Genomic DNA, 16,940 nt, shown 5'->3' with positions numbered 1-16,940 from the left:
ATTTACTCATAGATATAGGTCTTGTTGACATTATTGTTATCCTCATCAAACGATTTAGATAACGGTTTAACATACCTACAAAAATGATAAAACGTGAACTCGGTAACGAGTGGCATTAAGCTTTGATCGGCAAAATCATTAAGAACACAAAAGTGATCATTATCGAGTGATTTTCGTGATCAAAGCTTAATGAAAGTAAGTGATCAAAGTTAACGCCATTGGGTGATCAAAGCTGGGGAGAATATGCACACTCAAAGTAAAGAATGTTTGTAAAGTTTGTAATAGTAAAATGGGATCGGGGTTTGAAGGAAAATTAGCTAACAGCCTTTTCTATAAACTTCCTCGTTTTCTTCATAATATCGAAGGTAAACAGGGGAATTTATCAACACCATTTTCTGGAGTCTATGAGGATGTTGATATTGGGAAATTTCAGATTATTCCAAACAGGAGACCTGTATCTCATTCCAGATATCAAAATTAATAACACTGGAAGTGGCGTCGAAATATTAATGTCAATTGACAAATCCGACCTGACTAAAGCCGAAAAATATTTAGAAAAGAAGTTATCGAGACATTTTAAAACTGAGGGAAAAGAAGTAAACAAAGAAAAGTTATCTAAGCTAGTAAGTGAACTAATCGAAAATGCAGAGAAAGGACATAAGAAAAAAGAAAGTCCTCAAATAGCAGGTAAGATCTCTCTAGATTTTATTTCTCAAGTAATGCTTTACACAAAAATTGCGTACGAACTTGCGATATACCACTTCGACGAAAAATATATCAATGATCCAATCGCAAATAAACTTCGCTTGGTTATAAAAAATCAAGAACCTGATAAAACAATATATTGGCAATTTCCAGCTGAAAAGCAATCTTACAATGTATTCTTCGATGATGAACATCATTGGATTTTGTTTTTTCATAACGTATGCTTTATTAAATTATTTGGCTTGTCTGCATTAATTGAGTTTACTGAAAAGGGTTCCTCTTTTGTCGAGAAAGAAGGCGTGGTATATAAATTTTGTTACAAGACACTTTCGTTTATTAAATTACCGCTTATGGAGCAAATAAGTCAAACAAATCAAAGCACTCGGTCAGTGTAAACGCTGCTGGTGTTTGAGGTGTTGCCACTATCTACCAATGGTGCATAATCGGTGATTAAATCATTTATTAAACCCTTAACTACTTGACGCGCTAAAGCACGACCTACAATGTAAGCCTGAAGCCCATGAGTATTTTTCACATCACTACACTTGCAAGCACATAGGGTATCAGGCACTGTGAATGTAATTAAATATTATAAATAAAACAGGAGTGAGGATGTCTCAGTTTGATAATGTAAGTGTGATCAAAAAAGCCAATGTGTATTTTGATGGTAAAGTTTCAAGCCGTACGGTGGTTTTTGCTGATGGTAGCACTAAAACATTAGGCTTTATGCAAGCGGGTGAATTTGAATTTGCGACCAGTAAAAAAGAGCTTATGGAACTCAATGGTGGGCAATGGAGTGTTCTACTGCCAGGCGAGAGCGAATGGCAAACTATGCAAGCAGGTGAATCATTTAACGTTGATGCCGACGTTACATTTCAAGTAAAAGTAACCGATTTTGCCGATTACTGTTGCTCGTATACTTAATCTTCAATATTAATGATTAAGCCCAAAAGCCCACGTTGCGTGGGTTTTTGCATACTTAATGTGCAGTAATTAAGCTTAATCACAATGAATAACAAATAAATGTCATATTTGTGGTTTTCTGCCTTGTGTTAATCTAAATAGCCCCCAATACTAGTTATGAGGTAACATAAAAAAGGATACCCTATGAAAATTAATCTTTCTGGTCACCATGTTGACGTTACTGACTCTATTAGAGAGCACATCAACGAAAAATTTTCAAAAATTGCGAGTCATTTTCCATCTCTGATCGCACTAGATATAATTCTTTCAAAAGAGCACCATAAGCTTCAAGCTGAAATTAGCACAATTTATGAAGGCGCGCGTTTATCGGTTAAAGGTGAGAACGAAGTTCTTTACCCAGCTATTTCAAACGCAGCTAAAAAACTCGATGCGGCACTAAAACATCGAAAAGGGCAAATCAAAGCCAACTTACATGAAAAACCAGTGAGCACGACACCTGAAATTGCACACGAAATTATTCAAGAAATGGACCTACGTTAAATATTAAACGTAAGTACAGTTACAAAAAGAGCCTAAAGGCTCTTTTTTTATTTCTGCATTTTTTATCGCCACTTGTGCACCTTCCATTTTTAAATAAAACGCTGTAACTTATTTATTACTAATAATAAATATTAAGCATATCAATGCAATCAACCCGCACAAATTGGAAAGTTCGTTTAAGTGCTTTAGGCCCAGGTATTTTAATGGCCACGGCCGCTATTGGTGGCTCTCACCTTGTTGCATCAACCCAAGCTGGCGCTATTTTTGGCTGGCAGCTATTTTGGCTAATTGTTGTTGTAAATGTGCTTAAGTATCCATTTTTTCGTTTTGGTATTGAGTACACTCTAGCAACTAAAAAAAGCCTCGTTGAAGGGTATAAAAGTAAAGGCCCATGGTTTTTTTATAGTTTTATCGGCTTAAATATTATTGCTGCGGTGGTTAATACTGCTGGGGTTTTACTGTTAACCGCAAGCTTACTGCATTATGCGTTGCCTGTAAGTGTATCGGTAACATTACTATGTTGGTTAATTTTAGCTGTGTGCTTAGTTATGTTATTACTTGGTCATTTTAAAGCATTAGATAACGCAGCTAAAGCGATTATGGCGCTGTTAACATTGGCAACCGTGAGTGCATTAGTTATCGCATTTAGTAATGGCGCTATGAACCATGGAATAGTAGCACCTGTTGATTATGTAGGGCCATCGCCTTATGAACTTGCCATGCTTGGTTTTATGGTTGCGTTAATGGGCTGGATGCCAGCACCGATTGAAATTTCAGCACTAAGCTCACTTTGGCTTAAAGAAAAGCAAAGTCAACAAACGGTAACACGAACACAGGGCTTGTTTGATTTTAATGTAGGTTATTGGCTAACCGCTGGGCTTGCGCTGGTGTTTTTCTCATTGGGCGTATTAGTGCAATATGGTCAAAGCGCGAATATAGAGTTAGGTGGTGTGGCATTTGCAAAACAGCTTATTGATATGTACGCGCTTACTATCGGCGAATGGGCGCGTCCGCTTGTATCGGTTATTGCCTTTTTATGTATGTTTGGCACGACACTAACAGTGCTAGACGGCTACGCACGTACGTTGAACGAATCTCACAAGCTACTTGGCTTCAAGCAAAGCAAGCATAGCTTAAAAATATGGCTGATAATACAAGCTCTCGCTGGCATGGCGGTGATCTTATTTTTTAAATCAGCCCTCGGCCCCATGCTTACCTTTGCCATGACACTCGCGTTTATCACCACCCCGGTATTTGCGTGGCTAAACTTTAGTTTAGTGCGATCAGAGTCAAGTATTGAACACTCAATTTTAGTCAGAGCGCTGAGCTGGGTTGGCTTAATTTATTTGGTGAGCTTTGCAGTTGCCTTTGTGGTTTGGAAACTGTTTTAACCGTAATGCTAAAGCTTAAATTTCTAGGCGTGTGTGTTTAAAGATGAGTCGTTAGGTTTATGCCTTAACTTCATTTAATTATTAGCGAAGATAAAAACATTTAAATAGGGACAAAGACAGTTGTTTTTTGTTCCTTCTTCGCTTATTTTAACCGACAATTTTTAGCCTAGTAATGAAGTGTTCGGTAATTTTTATTTTCGAATAGCAAAAGGATTTAAGTGAAAAAATTTATTTTAGTATTGGTGATCAGCCTTTTTATTTCTGGTTGTGAAACAACGGAGCCAGTTGATACAAGTCATTGTATTGAGATAGCGAATACAGCAGATAATAATGGGCAAAAATCTGCGGATGAATTATACCAAGAATGCCTTGACGAGCATTATAAAAAACAAAGAGCTAACATGAGCTTTTGGGAAAGTGCTGTGGAAGGCTTATTAATTTTTGTTGTAGAAGTAACAACATCTTAATGCCGCGTTATTTCTCTTTCGAGGTTGCGTATGTTTGGTTGTTAGGCAAAGCAGAGCTTATATAGTGGAGTTATTCCCCATAAATAGGGGATAACGCCGTATATAAATAGCAAGCACTGTCCAGTGGCTATGCCTAAAATAGCTGTCTCAATTATTGCTTGCTTCTTACTTTTATAAAAAGTGGCTAATTTAACGCTTGATACTTTGCTGCTAATGAAAATAAAACTTGTATACCTTCCTCGCAAAGAGCACTTAAAGCGTTTAACTCAACTCCCTTATCGCATTACTTATCCCATCTAAACTCAGTGGGTACATACGGTTATCCATCAACTGTTTTATAAAATCAATTGATTGATAGTAACGCCAGTGTTCAACGGGTTGCGGGTTGAGCCACGCGACTTTATCAAAGTGATCGGTGATACGGTTTAACCATGCACTGCCGGGTTCTTCGTTGTAGTGCTCAACTGAGCCGCCGGGGTAGGCTATTTCATACGGGCCCATAGTGGCATCCCCCACAAATATCACTTTATAGTCGCTGGTGAACTTGTTGATCAGCGTCATGGTGTCGATAACGTTTGAATGGCGGCGTTGGTTATCCTGCCAAACGTGTTCGTATAAGCAGTTATGAAAGTAGTAAAACTCTAAGTGTTTAAACTCGCTGTGGGCGGCGCTAAATAGCTCTTCGCAGGTGTGAATGTAATCATCCATTGAGCCGCCAATATCAAACAGCATTAATACTTTTACTGCATTATGACGCTCTGGTGCCATTTTTACATCAAGCATGCCGCCTTGCTTAGCTGTGGCGCGAATGGTCTCATTTAAATCAAGCGTATCACTTGCGCCTGTGCGAGCAAATTTACGTAGTTTTTTAAGAGCGAGTTTAATGGTGCGCGAGCCTATTTCACGGTCAGAGTCTAAATTACGGTATTCGCGTTTATCCCACACTTTTACAGCGCGGCGGTTACGGTTGCCGTCTTGGCCTATGCGCACGCCCTCAGGGTTGTAGCCATAGGCGCCAAAGGGCGATGTACCGCCTGTGCCCACCCACTTATTGCCACCAGCGTGGCGTTTTTGTTGTTCTTCTAGGCGCTCTTTGAGGGTTTTCATGAGTTCATCAAGACCACCCATCGTTTTGAGTTGCGCTTTTTCTTCATCCGTCAGGTGTTTTTCAAACTCTTTACGCAGCCAATCATTAGGTAAGTCATGCTGTTGCTTTAGACTTTCTAATAAATCGAGATCGGCAATACCAGTAAAATAATCGCTAAAGGCTTTATCAAAGCGATCAAAATGGGTTTCGTCTTTAACCATAATAGTGCGGGCTAAATAATAAAAACCGTCAATGTCGGCAAATACCGCGCCTTTTTTTAGCGCGTTGATCAAGTCAAGTAGCTCACGCAAACTCACTGGTAAGCGGTATTCCCGTAGTTTGAAGAAAAACGCAATCAACATCTTAGCGGCGACTCATAAAAGCAAGTTTTTCAATTAAGCTAATATCTTGTTCATTTTTTAAAAGCGCACCAAACATTGGCATTAAGCCGCCTTTTTGGCTTTTGTCGTGCAGCGTTTTTGCGTCGATGTCTTCGGCCATTAAAAGTTTAAGCCAATCAAGTAGTTCGCTGGTAGATGGCTTTTTCTTAATGCCGTTGACTTCACGTAAGCCAAAAAATACTTCCAGCGCTTGGCGTACTAAATCTTGTTTAACATACGGGTGGTGTACATCAACAATTTGTTGCATTTCATCGCTCGATGGAAAATCAATGTAGTGGAAAAAACAACGACGTAAGAAGGCATCTGGTAGTTCTTTTTCGTTATTTGATGTGATGATCACAATAGGGCGTAGCTTAGCGACTACACGTTCACCGGTTTCATAAACATGAAACTCCATTTTATCGAGCTCTAATAATAAGTCGTTAGGGAACTCGATGTCGGCTTTATCTATTTCATCAATTAATAATACCGGGCGTTTGTTATGTTCTTCACCATAAGTAAATGCCTGCCACAATTTACCTTTAACAATGTAGTTACCAATATCATGAACGCGCTCATCGCCTAATTGACTGTCGCGTAGGCGCGATACCGCATCATACTCATACAGACCTTGTTGTGCTTTGGTGGTCGATTTTATATGCCATTGAATAAGCGTGGTATCTAAACTTTTAGCGAGTTCTTCAGCCAGCATGGTTTTACCTGTACCGGGTTCGCCTTTTATAAGGAGTGGCTTTTCAAGCAAAATAGCCGCATTAACAGCTTGTTTTAACGAATTACTTGCTATGTAGTTATCTGTAGAATGAAATTGCACGGTAATACCTGTCTGGTCTGAGCAGTAATAATGTTAGCCATGATGCCATATCTAAGTGGCCTCGCCAAGATAAGCAAAGCGGGGGATGGTTTGGCCGTCTATTTCTACGGTCTCTAAAAACATACTCAGTGGGCGTGCCCACATGCCAAACTCGCCGTAAAGGGCTTGATAAATAACAAGCTGCTCGTGCGTTTCGCTATGAGTGGCAGCATAAAATACTTTGTACTTAGGGCCTTTGTAGTGTTGATATATGCCTGATTTGAGGGAATGTGGTTTTATTGCTGTAGTCATGTTTTGATCTCTTGTATAATTTGCGCTTGCACTTTTAATGCTAACTAATTTGCTACTATTATGAACTATATACCGTTAGATGATTACAAAAAAGCGTGGGTTTTTCGCCATAAAGATGCCCCTGTTAATGAGCAAGATCTTGCTTTAATAAAACCAATGAGCCATGAGCGCGCTGCGGTTTTATGGAGTACAATGGTGAGTCGCGAGCATGATCATCCCGATTTTTTTGAAAAAACAGATTGGTGTGGCAACGAAGAAAACTTTACGCAAACTATCCATTGGGAAGCTGCATGGGAAGAAGGCGCAGATCAACTCCCTCAAGACATTCTTGATCACTTAGGCTGGCAAGCAAATACCACGGTGTATTTTTGTATTGCCCGCGATAATATTATCGAAACCAGTTTTGATGTATTTAAGCGCAATTGGCAAAACTTTATGTTTTTAGCTGATGGTAGTTTGCTATTAGGCAAAAAGCGCGACGAGGTTGTTCAATTTTTAGAAACGGGTGACGCTAAACTAGGCGCAAAGCCACAAGCGAAGTAAATAGCTTAAAATGCGGTCAGTACTGTGCTATAAAATAGTTAACTAAACGTTTTTGAGTATAAGTGTTGGCTGCAAGTGATCTCCATCAACAAGGTGATATTTGGCAATCAGATGCGCAGCGTGTGCTTTATGCACAGCTGTGTAACGCTTTTTATGCGCGAGAAATAAATCGGCTTACGCATGAGCTCAATGAATCGCGCTTACGAAAAACACTAAAAAGCCTGCCTTATTATGTTGAATGCGCAGCGACACATATCGTAAATGGCCAAGTGCCTTTTCAATTAGATCCACAAAATGGCTGCTGGCTTGAGAAACAAACAGCGCACCCGCCCGACGAAAAAAAGAATGGTACTTTTTATCAAACAGATAAAAAAACGGGTTTAATAGTGCCGTTATTGGTTAATAACGATAATCATACTCGTGTTGCAATAGACAGCATCGACCAAGTAAGCGACAATAAACTGCATTGTAATGAGCACGGTTGGTTTGATTGCGCAGGGCGCTCACTTGATGGGTTAGCTGTTGTGTTACTTAAGCCCAGCAAAGCCACAATGGCTGCTGCATGTTGTGGTCACCAATGGCATTTTGCTAAACGTTGTACACCGCGAACTCTATCACTGAGAGAAATGCTGCTTGCTGGCAATATCAATTGGCGTAATTTAAAACGCCCGTATGTTCACGTTAAAAAAATATAATACCAGTTGCCTCAATCGCATTAAATTTGTACTGGTAAAGATAATCAAGGAGTGTTTAATGCGACTATTTCAATTTACTTTGCTGTGTTTAGCACTGTTTGTGCAGTATCGTTTATGGTTTGGTCATAATGGCTTACAAGATTATAGTCGCTTAAAAAATGCGGTAATTTCTCACCAAGATACTAATGCCAAGCTTATTAAACGTAATAAAGTGCTCAAAGCTGATATTGAAGATTTAAAGCTTGGTCAAGAAGGGGTCGAAGAACGTGCCCGTAATGAACTTGGGATGATTAAACCCGCAGAGACATTTATACGTGTTTTACCGAGCCAGCAATATAATGAAAAATAATCAAACAATCGCTGCCATTGTTCCAGCCGCAGGGGTGGGAAGTCGTATGCAGCATAGTATGCCAAAGCAATACATTATTTTGGCAGGGAAAACGATTTTAGAGCACACACTGGCGAAATTAGCGCAGCTTACGCAGTTAAGTAAAATAGTTGTTGCGGTGAGTGACAATGACCCTTTTTATCAAAATATAGGGTTTATTGATGTCAAAATTATTAGGACTGTGGGCGGTAAAGAGCGCGCTGATTCAGTGCTCAATGGTTTATTGGCTTTGTCAGATAACCCCCCAGACTGGGTATTGGTGCATGATGCCGCAAGGCCACTCGTTGCTATTGATGACATTGAAAACCTCATCGCGCAATGTACGCATGCAAATGAAGGCGGGATTTTAGCCAGTAAAGTAAAAGACACCATTAAGCGCGGTAATACTCACAGTGAACAGACTGTTCCGCGCGATGATTTATGGCAAGCATTGACTCCTCAACTTTTTAAATATCACGAACTAAAAGCGGCATTAGAGGGCGCATTACAACAAGGTGTAACTATCACCGATGAAGCATCAGCTATTGAGTGGGCCAATAAGCCTGTCAAACTTATCGCTGGACGAAGCGATAACATTAAAATTACCACGCCTGAAGATTTAGATTTAGCCCATTTTTTACTCCAAAAACAACACAGTGAGAAAGCATCATGATTAGAATTGGCCATGGCTTTGATGTCCATAAGTTTGGTGGCGAAGGCCCGTTAACAATTTGTGGTGAAAAGATAGAGTATCCACAGGGTTTTCTTGCTCATTCCGATGGTGATGTTGCGATCCACGCATTGTGCGATGCTATTTTAGGATCGTTGGCGATGGGCGATATCGGTAAGCACTTTCCGGATACAGCCAGTGAATATGAAAATATCGATAGCCGGATTTTACTGCGCCATGTTGTCGACTTAGCTAAGCAGCAAGGTTATGTACTTGGTAATGCAGACGTAACCATTGTTGCGCAAGCACCAAAAATGTTGCCGCATATTCAAGCTATGCGAACAAACTTAGCCACAGATTTAAACGCAGAGCTTAGTCAAGTAAACGTAAAAGCAACGACCACGGAAAAGCTAGGTTTTGAAGGGCGTAAAGAAGGTATATCGAGTCACGCCGTCGTGATCATGAGCAAAGAGCTGTTATGAGTGAATTAAATTATCTATATGGCGCGCCATTATCAAAAGCTGATTTTAAAACCACTGCTGAAGACTTTATGGTTGATGAAGACTTAGGTATAGAGTTTACGGGTAGCGGTGAGCATGTGTGTTTGCAAGTGGTTAAAAAAGGCGAAAACACCCAATATGTTGCCAAATTGCTTGCTCAAAAAGCCGGTATTTCACCGCGCGATGTAAGTTACGCAGGTATGAAAGATCGCCATGGTGTTTGTAGCCAATGGTTTAGCGTGCCAGTGCCTATTAAAAAAGACATTGATTTTACAGAGCTCAATAGTGAATCACTGTTTATTATTTCTCAGCAACGCCATAACCGTAAACTTCGCACTGGTTGTCACAAAGGTAACAAATTTACTATAACCTTGCGTAATGTGACTCAGCCGCTTGATATTCTTTGTCGAATAAATGCAGTACGTGCTGGTGTGCCCAATTACTTCGGTGAACAACGTTTTGGTCACGACGGTCATAACCTAGTGATGGCTAAAAAAATGTTTGCCGGTGAGCGTATCCGTGACAAAAAACTGCGTGGTTTAATAATCTCTGCAGCGCGCTCGTATGTGTTTAATCAAATAGTGAACCTGCGAGTCGCTGAACATGGTTTGGCTAAAACCATGCACCGCGAAGTATTTATGCTCAGTGGTAGCAATGCTTTTTTTGAAGATGCAATCAGTGATGAAAACATAGCAAGGCTCGCCTCAGGCGATATTATGATGTCAGCGCCTCTGGTAGGCACTAGCGAAAAAGGCCTTACTGAACAAGAAAAAATATGGCTAGAACCATATAAAGAGTGGTGCGAAGGGCTAGGTGAATTAGGGCTTAAAAACGAACGCAGAATGCTGCGTTTGATACCACAAGATTTAGCGGTTGAAACGGTTGATGAAACCACCATTAAATTGAGCTTTGGTTTACCAAAAGGGACTTTTGCAACGGCATTATTACGTGAGCTGGTGGATTACACAGACGCCAGTCCACGCGTACATAAAGAGAAGGACGCTTCCAATGAAAATTCTGCTAAGTAATGATGATGGCGTAAATGCTAAAGGGATTGCGGTGCTTTATCATGCGCTGTCACAAATTGCCGATGTGACACTTGTTGCGCCTGACCGTAATTGCAGTGGAGCAAGTAACTCATTAACGTTGATGAACCCATTACGTGCAACAGCACTAGAAAATGGGTTTATTTCTGTCAATGGAACTCCTACCGACTGTGTGCATTTAGGGGTTAATGAACTACTTGATGAAAAACCTGATTTGGTTGTTGCAGGTATAAACCATGGTGCTAATTTAGGCGACGATACCTTGTATTCAGGCACTGTTGCGGCGGCAACTGAAGGGCGTCATTTAGGTTTGCCTGCGGTGGCAGTCTCATTATGCTCTAAAGAGGGCAACCATTTTGAAACGGCAGCGGCAGTTACGGTCAGTATAATTAAAGAGCTTGCATCGCACCCCCTTCCTAAAGATCAGATCATTAATATTAATGTGCCCGATATACCATTAAGTGAACTAAAAGGTGTGCAGGTAACGCGCTTAGGCGCACGCCACAAAGCTGAAACTATGACCAAGCAACAAGACCCTTGGGGACGCGATATCTATTGGTATGGTGTGTTAGGGGCCGAAAGTGATGCTGGAGTTGGCACCGACTTTTTTGCTATCAATAATGGTTACGCATCAGTCACACCTTTAAGTGTAGATATGACCGCAAAAGATAGTTTAGCAGCGGTAGGTGATTGGCTCAAAACAATGGAGATCAACGGTGCTAGCTAATTATACACGCAGTGCACATGGGCTCGCTGAGTTATTACAGCGCGAAGGTGTTGAAGATAAAGACGTATTGGCCGCTATTGCAGATGTTCCACGTCACGTATTTATTGACGATGTACTCAAGCATAAAGCCTATCAAAATACAGCATTGCCTATAGGTCAGGGGCAAACAATTTCACAGCCTTATATCGTTGCACGTATGACAGAATTGCTGCGTTTAGCCGGTGTGCGTGATAAAGTTCTTGAAATAGGTACGGGCTCTGGTTATCAAACAGCAATACTGGCTAAAACCTTTACCAAGGTATTTTCAGTAGAACGTATAAAAGCGCTGCAATGGCAAGCCAAACGTCGCTTACAGAACCTTGATTTATATAACGTTACCATGAAACATGGTGATGGTTGGCAAGGATGGGAGTCGCAAGCACCTTTTGCAGGAATAATTGTGACTGCGGCAGCGTCACACGTGCCACAAGCACTATTGGATCAACTTGCTGATGGCGGTGTGATGATTGCCCCTATTGGTAATGAAGATCAGCAACTAGTGATGGTTGTGCGTGAAGGCGAAAAATTTACTCAACATGTAATTGCGCCAGTGAGGTTTGTACCTCTTATACCTGGCGATATTGAATAGGAAGCTACTTTGAAATTGTTTACTAAGTTATACGATATGGCATTAGTGTGGGCAAAACATCGCCACGCAGAGCGTTATTTAGCAGGGATGAGTTTTGCTGAATCAGTTATTTTTCCTATACCGCCTGATGTAATGCTTGCGCCTATGTCGCTTGCTCAACCAAGCAAAGCGTGGCGTTTTGCTACACTGACTACTATAGCTTCAGTTATTGGTGGGGTATTTGGCTATTTACTTGGTTTTTGGTTATTTGAGCCTGTTGTTGAACCGCTTATTGCGCAAATGGGATGGCAAGATAAATTTAACGTTGCTTTAGAGTGGTTTAAAAATTACGGAGTTTGGGTTGTATTTTTAGCTGGGTTTTCTCCTATCCCCTATAAAGTGTTTACTATTGGCGCTGGTTTATTGCATATGGCGTTTTTGCCATTTTTATTGGCGTCGGCGGTAGGTCGTGGCGCACGCTTCTTTTTAGTTTCTGCTTTAATGAAATGGGGTGGAGTTAAAATGGAGCAGAAATTACGTCAATATGTTGAAGTACTTGGCTGGGGACTCGTGGTTTTAGTTGCGATAGCGTACATTTTACTACGCTAAGCATTGAAAAATCACTTTTTGGTAATTAAGGGCAAAACGCTATGAATAAACGACAAATTCTCTATGTTACTTTATTTACAAGTGTTTTGCTCAGTGCTTGCTCATCCCGCCAAGCGCCAGCCCCTGTAAGCAGTTTAAATACAAATGTAAAACCTTATACAAGCAAGGTTAATATCACAGGTGATCGCTATACAGTCGAAAAAGGTGATACATTATATTCAATCGCGTTTAGTGCTAAACAAGATTTTAGAACCCTAGCGAAAAACAACCGTATTCCAGCCCCTTACATTATTCAACCGGGGCAAATAATAACGTTTAAAAAACCATCAGCAAAAAAGAAAAAGCAGAAAAAATATACGAGTTCGAGTAAAAAGTCTACAAAAGAAACACAAAAAAATAACAAAAAATTAAAGAAAGAGCTTGATCAGCCAAAACAACGAGAGTATGTTCAAAAACAGACTAGTAAAAAAGTTAGCAATTCCAATAGCATGTACGATAAAAGGGTACATTGGTCTTGGCCAGCTAAAGGAAAAGTAACTCAGCGTTTTTCTACTAAGGAAAATGGTTTTAAAGGGTTACAAATTGCTAATAAAAAAGGTTCGCCTGTTTTAGCCGCAGCCAAAGGAACGGTTGTTTATGCGGGGAATGCGCTAAGAGGTTACGGTAATTTAATCATATTGAAACACAATGATGATTATCTAAGTGCTTATGCACATAATTCAAAACTGCTAGTTAAAGAAAAACAGGATGTGAAAGCAGGACAGAAAATTGCAGAAGTCGGTAACTCTGACTCAGAAGTAACGGCTCTACGTTTTGAGATTCGTTTTCGGGGTCAAGCAGTCAACCCTGCAAAGTACCTGCCTTAGCTATCGGGAATATATATAAGTGGTCAATAAATCACTTATTTGCTTGAGGGTACGCTCATGGGTAACACAGCAAAAGTAGAAAAATCAAAAGACGTAATTGATGATAAATTCGATGATGTAGCGGTTGAAGAACCAAATAAAGCATTATTGGAAGAAGTTGATAGCGAAGATGAAATATTTGCTAAAGAGGAAGTAACTAAAAACTTAGATGCAACCCAACTATATTTAGGCGAGATAGGTTTTTCACCTTTACTGAGTGCTGAAGAAGAAGTGTTTTTTGCCCGTAAAGCGTTAAAAGGCTGCGAAGCTTCTCGTAAACGTATGATCGAAAGTAATCTACGTTTAGTTGTTAAAATTGCCCGCCGTTATAATAATCGTGGTCTTGCGTTACTTGACCTTATTGAAGAAGGTAATTTAGGTTTAATCCGCGCGGTAGAGAAATTTGATCCTGAACGTGGATTTAGATTTTCAACTTACGCAACGTGGTGGATCCGTCAAACGATTGAACGCGCTATTATGAATCAAACTCGTACCATCCGTTTGCCTATCCATGTTGTTAAAGAACTTAATGTATATTTACGCACCGCACGTGAATTAACGCAAAAGCTAGATCATGAGCCAACAGCGGAAGAAATCGCTGAGTGCTTAGATAGACCTGTTGAAGACGTAACAAAAATGCTGCGTTTAAATGAAAAAATCACCTCAGTAGACACCCCGATTGGTGGTGAGAACGATACTGCTTTACTGGATATTATTGCTGATGAGAAAGGCTTTGGTCCAGAAGGCGAAGTACAGAATAACGATATTAATAAGCATATTGTAGATTGGCTTGGTGAGTTAAACCCCAAGCAACGCGAAGTACTTGCTCGTCGTTTTGGCCTGTTAGGTTATGAACCATCAACCCTTGAAGATGTAGGTCGTGAGATTGGTTTAACACGTGAGCGTGTAAGACAAATTCAAGTTGAAGCGCTGCGCCGTTTAAAAGATATTTTACAGCATGAAGGTTTAAGTACAGATAGTTTATTTGACCAATTTAATTAATCTGCTTTATTACATACGTAAATAGAATTAAAAAAGCTGAAGGGTGTCACTCTTCAGCTTTTTTTGCTTTCAGAATATTAAAGCAGTGCTTTTAGCTTATAAAGTAAGTCTTGGGCTTGGCGTGGGCTTAGGTTATCTAAATCGATTTCAGCCAGCTGAGTTTCTACCTCACTCGGCTCGCTTTCAAATAACGATGCCTGCTGAACATTAAGATCAGCGGTAACGGGTTGATGATTCTCAAGCATCTTTAGCTTTTGTTTAGCTTGCTTAATCACAGCTTTCGGTACGCCAGCTAATGCAGCAACTTGTAAGCCAAAGCTTTTGCTGGCAGCGCCATCAAGCACGGTATGCATAAACGCGATAGTATCATTGTGCTCAATCGCATCTAAGTGAACATTTACGAGCCCAGCTTGTTGCTCAGCTAATTCGGTTAACTCAAAGTAATGTGTTGCAAATAAGGTTTTGGCTGATATTTTTGATGCTAAATGATCAGCCGTTGCATACGCTAAAGATAAGCCATCGTAGGTACTTGTACCTCGTCCAATCTCGTCCATTAAGACCAATGATTGCGCTGTTGCATTATTTAAAATAGTCGCCGTTTCGGTCATTTCGACCATAAACGTTGAGCGTCCTGATGCAAGGTCATCGCTGGCACCAATACGTGTGAAAATACGATCAATATGACCAATATGTGCGCTGTCAGCGGGGACGAAACTACCAATGTGCGCCATTAAAACAATGAGTGCAGTTTGGCGCATGTAAGTTGATTTACCACCCATGTTTGGCCCTGTAATGATCAACATTTTACGTTGTGCATTGAGTTCAACAGGGTTGGCTATAAACGGGTCTTTCATAACTTGCTCTACGACAGGGTGGCGGCCTTGCTTGATACTTATATCGTCATTGTCGCATAGTACGGGTTTGGCGTAGTTAAGTGTAACAGCACGCTCTGCGAGGTTATTTAGCACGTCTAAATCAGCTAATGCGGCGGCCATCATTTGCAGTTGCTCTATGTGGGGAGCTATAAATTCAAATAATTGTTCATAAAGTTGTTTTTCAAGTGCGAGCGCTTTTGATTGGCTACCTAGCACTTTGTCTTCGTGCTCTTTAAGCTCTGGAATGATGTAACGTTCATTATTTTTAAGTGTTTGGCGACGAATATAATCAGCAGGTACTAGGTGGGCGTTGGCGCGGCTCACTTCGATAAAGAAACCATGAACACGGTTATACCCTATTTTAAGAGTGCTGATCCCTGTGCGTTCACGCTCACGCAGTTCCAGTTGTTCAAGTACATCGGTTGCGCCTTGGCTTAACGCGCGCCACTCGTCTAACTCACTATTATAACCGGGGGCAATAACGCCACCATCACGAATAAGTACCGGTGGATTATCAATCACGGCTTGCTCAAGCAAATGTTGTAAATCTGGTAATTCAGGTGACTGCATGATGATTTGAGTGATGCGCGGGTCGCTGGCATCCGTTAATAACTCATGCAGTGGTGCAAGGGCTTGTAGAGCGCTGCGTAGGCGCGTTAAATCGCGTGGGCGGGCAGTACACAAAGCAAGGCGCGCAATAACACGTTCAATGTCACCTATTTGCTTTAAAGAATCATGCAGCTCACAGTAGAGCTGAGCATCGATAATGGCACTAATCGCATTAAGACGTGCATTTAGTTCAAGCTTAGAACGAATTGGCGTATGAATACGACGTTTTAATAACCGTGAGCCCATGGCTGTCGCGGTTTTATCGAGTACTTGCGCTAGGGTATTTTCAAAGCCACCGGATAGGTTAACAGTTAGCTCTAAGTTTTTGCGTGTGGCAGCATCTAAAATAACAGCGTGTTCATTATGCTCAAGAGTAATGGCGCGAATATGCGGTAAAGTAATACGCTGAGTATCTTTTACATATTGCATTAAGCAGCCGGCAGCAACTAATGCCGCTTTGGCTTTATCAACTCCAAAGCCAACTAAATCCTTAGTGCCGAACTGATCGCATAATAAGTGTTGTGCAGTATCTAAATCGAATTCCCATTCAGGACGACGACGCACACCTTTAACATGCTCAATTAAATGAAAGTTAGCAAAGTCTTCACTATAAAGTAGTTCTGCAGGCGCCAAACGTTGCAAGGTTGAACTAAATGCTTCGTCGGTATTTACTTCAACAATGTTAAACACACCAGAGTTAATATCTAAATAAGCAACACCGTATACACCTTTTTTGCTTTGCCAAACACTGGCGAGCAAATTATCTTGGCGTTCTTGTAATAGCGCTTCGTCCGAAATAGTGCCGGGTGTAACTATTCGCACAACTTTTCGTTCTACAGGCCCTTTGCTAGTGGCTGGATCGCCTACTTGTTCACAAATAGCGACCGATTCGCCCATCTGCACTAATCGCGCAAGGTAGTTCTCAACAGCGTGGTAAGGTACACCGGCCATAGGTATAGGATCACCGCCAGCTTTACCGCGATGAGTTTGCGAAATATCAAGCAGTTGAGCCGCACGTTTGGCGTCATCAAAGAACAGCTCATAAAAATCACCCATCCGATAAAACATTAGAATATCGCGATGCTCAGATTTTATTTTTAGATACTGCTGCATCATCGGAGTTTGTTGACTTATAGTGTGTGGTGCATAAAGATCAAACGACATGTAT

At 40.8% G+C, this 16,940-nt stretch carries 20 protein-coding genes; 16 read left to right on the top strand and 4 right to left on the bottom strand.

Going from position 1 to position 16,940, the window contains the following annotated elements:
* Nucleotides 1–419: 419 nt before the first annotated feature.
* From ADS77_RS13680 to ADS77_RS13660, 5 genes are all read left to right on the top strand, one after another.
* The gene (locus tag ADS77_RS13680; protein WP_152960624.1) at nucleotides 420–1,100 is read left to right on the top strand and encodes a hypothetical protein; all 681 of its coding nucleotides are present in this window, start codon (nucleotides 420–422) and stop codon (nucleotides 1,098–1,100) included.
* Nucleotides 1,101–1,317: 217 nt separating this feature from the next.
* Nucleotides 1,318–1,629 carry a pyrimidine/purine nucleoside phosphorylase gene (locus ADS77_RS13675; protein WP_054454931.1) on the top strand — a complete coding sequence of 104 codons (312 nt, stop codon included), beginning with the start codon at nucleotides 1,318–1,320 and terminating at the stop codon, nucleotides 1,627–1,629.
* 183 nt (nucleotides 1,630–1,812) lie between these two features.
* Nucleotides 1,813–2,169 carry a ribosome hibernation-promoting factor, HPF/YfiA family gene (hpf, locus tag ADS77_RS13670; protein WP_054204298.1) on the top strand — a complete coding sequence of 119 codons (357 nt, stop codon included), beginning with the start codon at nucleotides 1,813–1,815 and terminating at the stop codon, nucleotides 2,167–2,169.
* A gap of 143 nt (nucleotides 2,170–2,312) precedes the next feature.
* Nucleotides 2,313–3,560: an NRAMP family divalent metal transporter gene (locus ADS77_RS13665; protein WP_054454929.1), complete on the top strand. Its 1,248-nt coding sequence runs from the start codon at nucleotides 2,313–2,315 to the stop codon at nucleotides 3,558–3,560.
* Nucleotides 3,561–3,778: 218 nt separating this feature from the next.
* Complete coding sequence (locus ADS77_RS13660) at nucleotides 3,779–4,027, top strand: hypothetical protein (RefSeq protein ID WP_054204296.1); 249 nt, start codon at nucleotides 3,779–3,781, stop codon at nucleotides 4,025–4,027.
* Between the two features lie 261 nt (nucleotides 4,028–4,288).
* Here ADS77_RS13660 and ADS77_RS13655 read toward each other — a convergent pair whose 3' ends face one another.
* Genes ADS77_RS13655 through ADS77_RS13645 form a run of 3 tightly spaced genes read right to left on the bottom strand, consistent with a single transcriptional unit; the run spans nucleotide 4,289 to nucleotide 6,617 of the window.
* Nucleotides 4,289–5,476: a vWA domain-containing protein gene (locus ADS77_RS13655; protein ID WP_054204295.1), complete on the bottom strand. Its 1,188-nt coding sequence runs from the start codon at nucleotides 5,474–5,476 to the stop codon at nucleotides 4,289–4,291.
* A 1-nt stretch (nucleotide 5,477) separates the two neighbouring features.
* On the bottom strand, nucleotides 5,478–6,326 hold the full coding sequence (locus ADS77_RS13650; protein WP_054204294.1) for an AAA family ATPase: 849 nt from the start codon (nucleotides 6,324–6,326) through the stop codon (nucleotides 5,478–5,480).
* Between the two features lie 51 nt (nucleotides 6,327–6,377).
* Nucleotides 6,378–6,617 (bottom strand): DUF1653 domain-containing protein, encoded by a 240-nt coding sequence (locus ADS77_RS13645; protein ID WP_054454927.1) that lies wholly within the window; start codon nucleotides 6,615–6,617, stop codon nucleotides 6,378–6,380.
* A 60-nt stretch (nucleotides 6,618–6,677) separates the two neighbouring features.
* On the opposite strand from ADS77_RS13645, the gene ADS77_RS13640 reads away from it, so the two are divergent.
* From ADS77_RS13640 to rpoS, 11 genes are all read left to right on the top strand, one after another.
* Nucleotides 6,678–7,160, top strand: coding sequence for a DUF2947 domain-containing protein (locus ADS77_RS13640; RefSeq protein ID WP_054204292.1), 483 nt, complete (start codon nucleotides 6,678–6,680; stop codon nucleotides 7,158–7,160).
* A gap of 65 nt (nucleotides 7,161–7,225) precedes the next feature.
* Nucleotides 7,226–7,855, top strand: coding sequence for a hypothetical protein (locus tag ADS77_RS13635; RefSeq protein WP_410054818.1), 630 nt, complete (start codon nucleotides 7,226–7,228; stop codon nucleotides 7,853–7,855).
* A 58-nt stretch (nucleotides 7,856–7,913) separates the two neighbouring features.
* Nucleotides 7,914–8,204: a cell division protein FtsB gene (gene ftsB / locus ADS77_RS13630; RefSeq protein ID WP_054204290.1), complete on the top strand. Its 291-nt coding sequence runs from the start codon at nucleotides 7,914–7,916 to the stop codon at nucleotides 8,202–8,204.
* Complete coding sequence (gene ispD, locus ADS77_RS13625) at nucleotides 8,194–8,895, top strand: 2-C-methyl-D-erythritol 4-phosphate cytidylyltransferase (protein WP_054204289.1); 702 nt, start codon at nucleotides 8,194–8,196, stop codon at nucleotides 8,893–8,895. The genes ftsB and ispD overlap by 11 nt, the downstream gene beginning before the upstream one ends.
* On the top strand, nucleotides 8,892–9,374 hold the full coding sequence (ispF, locus tag ADS77_RS13620; protein ID WP_054204288.1) for a 2-C-methyl-D-erythritol 2,4-cyclodiphosphate synthase: 483 nt from the start codon (nucleotides 8,892–8,894) through the stop codon (nucleotides 9,372–9,374). Before ispD ends, ispF begins: the two co-directional genes overlap by 4 nt.
* Nucleotides 9,371–10,420: a tRNA pseudouridine(13) synthase TruD gene (gene truD, locus ADS77_RS13615; RefSeq protein ID WP_054204287.1), complete on the top strand. Its 1,050-nt coding sequence runs from the start codon at nucleotides 9,371–9,373 to the stop codon at nucleotides 10,418–10,420. The genes ispF and truD overlap by 4 nt, the downstream gene beginning before the upstream one ends.
* Nucleotides 10,401–11,165: a 5'/3'-nucleotidase SurE gene (gene surE / locus ADS77_RS13610; RefSeq protein WP_054204286.1), complete on the top strand. Its 765-nt coding sequence runs from the start codon at nucleotides 10,401–10,403 to the stop codon at nucleotides 11,163–11,165. The genes truD and surE overlap by 20 nt, the downstream gene beginning before the upstream one ends.
* Nucleotides 11,155–11,793, top strand: coding sequence for a protein-L-isoaspartate(D-aspartate) O-methyltransferase (locus ADS77_RS13605; protein ID WP_054204285.1), 639 nt, complete (start codon nucleotides 11,155–11,157; stop codon nucleotides 11,791–11,793). Before surE ends, ADS77_RS13605 begins: the two co-directional genes overlap by 11 nt.
* A 9-nt stretch (nucleotides 11,794–11,802) precedes the next feature.
* Nucleotides 11,803–12,381 carry a YqaA family protein gene (locus tag ADS77_RS13600; RefSeq protein ID WP_054204284.1) on the top strand — a complete coding sequence of 193 codons (579 nt, stop codon included), beginning with the start codon at nucleotides 11,803–11,805 and terminating at the stop codon, nucleotides 12,379–12,381.
* Between the two features lie 41 nt (nucleotides 12,382–12,422).
* Nucleotides 12,423–13,247 (top strand): peptidoglycan DD-metalloendopeptidase family protein, encoded by an 825-nt coding sequence (locus tag ADS77_RS13595; protein ID WP_054454923.1) that lies wholly within the window; start codon nucleotides 12,423–12,425, stop codon nucleotides 13,245–13,247.
* Between the two features lie 57 nt (nucleotides 13,248–13,304).
* The gene (gene rpoS, locus ADS77_RS13590; RefSeq protein WP_054204282.1) at nucleotides 13,305–14,288 is read left to right on the top strand and encodes an RNA polymerase sigma factor RpoS; all 984 of its coding nucleotides are present in this window, start codon (nucleotides 13,305–13,307) and stop codon (nucleotides 14,286–14,288) included.
* Between the two features lie 77 nt (nucleotides 14,289–14,365).
* Here rpoS and mutS read toward each other — a convergent pair whose 3' ends face one another.
* The gene (gene mutS / locus ADS77_RS13585; RefSeq protein ID WP_054204281.1) at nucleotides 14,366–16,936 is read right to left on the bottom strand and encodes a DNA mismatch repair protein MutS; all 2,571 of its coding nucleotides are present in this window, start codon (nucleotides 16,934–16,936) and stop codon (nucleotides 14,366–14,368) included.
* Between the last annotated feature and the right edge of the window lie 4 nt (nucleotides 16,937–16,940).

The sequence above is a fragment of the Pseudoalteromonas porphyrae genome, assembly GCF_001298125.1.
GTDB lineage: Bacteria > Pseudomonadota > Gammaproteobacteria > Enterobacterales > Alteromonadaceae > Pseudoalteromonas > Pseudoalteromonas neustonica.
This window is presented reverse-complemented; position numbering and strand designations above follow the sequence as displayed.

What these genes read in the sequence shown, in the direction of transcription:
- ispF (WP_054204288.1), top strand. Translation starts at nt 8,892, where the DNA reads ATGATTAGAATTGGCCATGGCTTTGATGTCCATAAGTTTGGTGGCGAA.
- ADS77_RS13595 (WP_054454923.1), top strand. Translation starts at nt 12,423, where the DNA reads ATGAATAAACGACAAATTCTCTATGTTACTTTATTTACAAGTGTTTTG.
- ADS77_RS13655 (WP_054204295.1), bottom strand. Translation starts at nt 5,476, where the DNA reads ATGTTGATTGCGTTTTTCTTCAAACTACGGGAATACCGCTTACCAGTG.
- ADS77_RS13640 (WP_054204292.1), top strand. Translation starts at nt 6,678, where the DNA reads ATGAACTATATACCGTTAGATGATTACAAAAAAGCGTGGGTTTTTCGC.
- ADS77_RS13675 (WP_054454931.1), top strand. Translation starts at nt 1,318, where the DNA reads ATGTCTCAGTTTGATAATGTAAGTGTGATCAAAAAAGCCAATGTGTAT.
- surE (WP_054204286.1), top strand. Translation starts at nt 10,401, where the DNA reads ATGAAAATTCTGCTAAGTAATGATGATGGCGTAAATGCTAAAGGGATT.
- ftsB (WP_054204290.1), top strand. Translation starts at nt 7,914, where the DNA reads ATGCGACTATTTCAATTTACTTTGCTGTGTTTAGCACTGTTTGTGCAG.
- ispD (WP_054204289.1), top strand. Translation starts at nt 8,194, where the DNA reads ATGAAAAATAATCAAACAATCGCTGCCATTGTTCCAGCCGCAGGGGTG.
- hpf (WP_054204298.1), top strand. Translation starts at nt 1,813, where the DNA reads ATGAAAATTAATCTTTCTGGTCACCATGTTGACGTTACTGACTCTATT.
- mutS (WP_054204281.1), bottom strand. Translation starts at nt 16,936, where the DNA reads ATGTCGTTTGATCTTTATGCACCACACACTATAAGTCAACAAACTCCG.
- truD (WP_054204287.1), top strand. Translation starts at nt 9,371, where the DNA reads ATGAGTGAATTAAATTATCTATATGGCGCGCCATTATCAAAAGCTGAT.
- ADS77_RS13645 (WP_054454927.1), bottom strand. Translation starts at nt 6,617, where the DNA reads ATGACTACAGCAATAAAACCACATTCCCTCAAATCAGGCATATATCAA.
- rpoS (WP_054204282.1), top strand. Translation starts at nt 13,305, where the DNA reads ATGGGTAACACAGCAAAAGTAGAAAAATCAAAAGACGTAATTGATGAT.
- ADS77_RS13665 (WP_054454929.1), top strand. Translation starts at nt 2,313, where the DNA reads ATGCAATCAACCCGCACAAATTGGAAAGTTCGTTTAAGTGCTTTAGGC.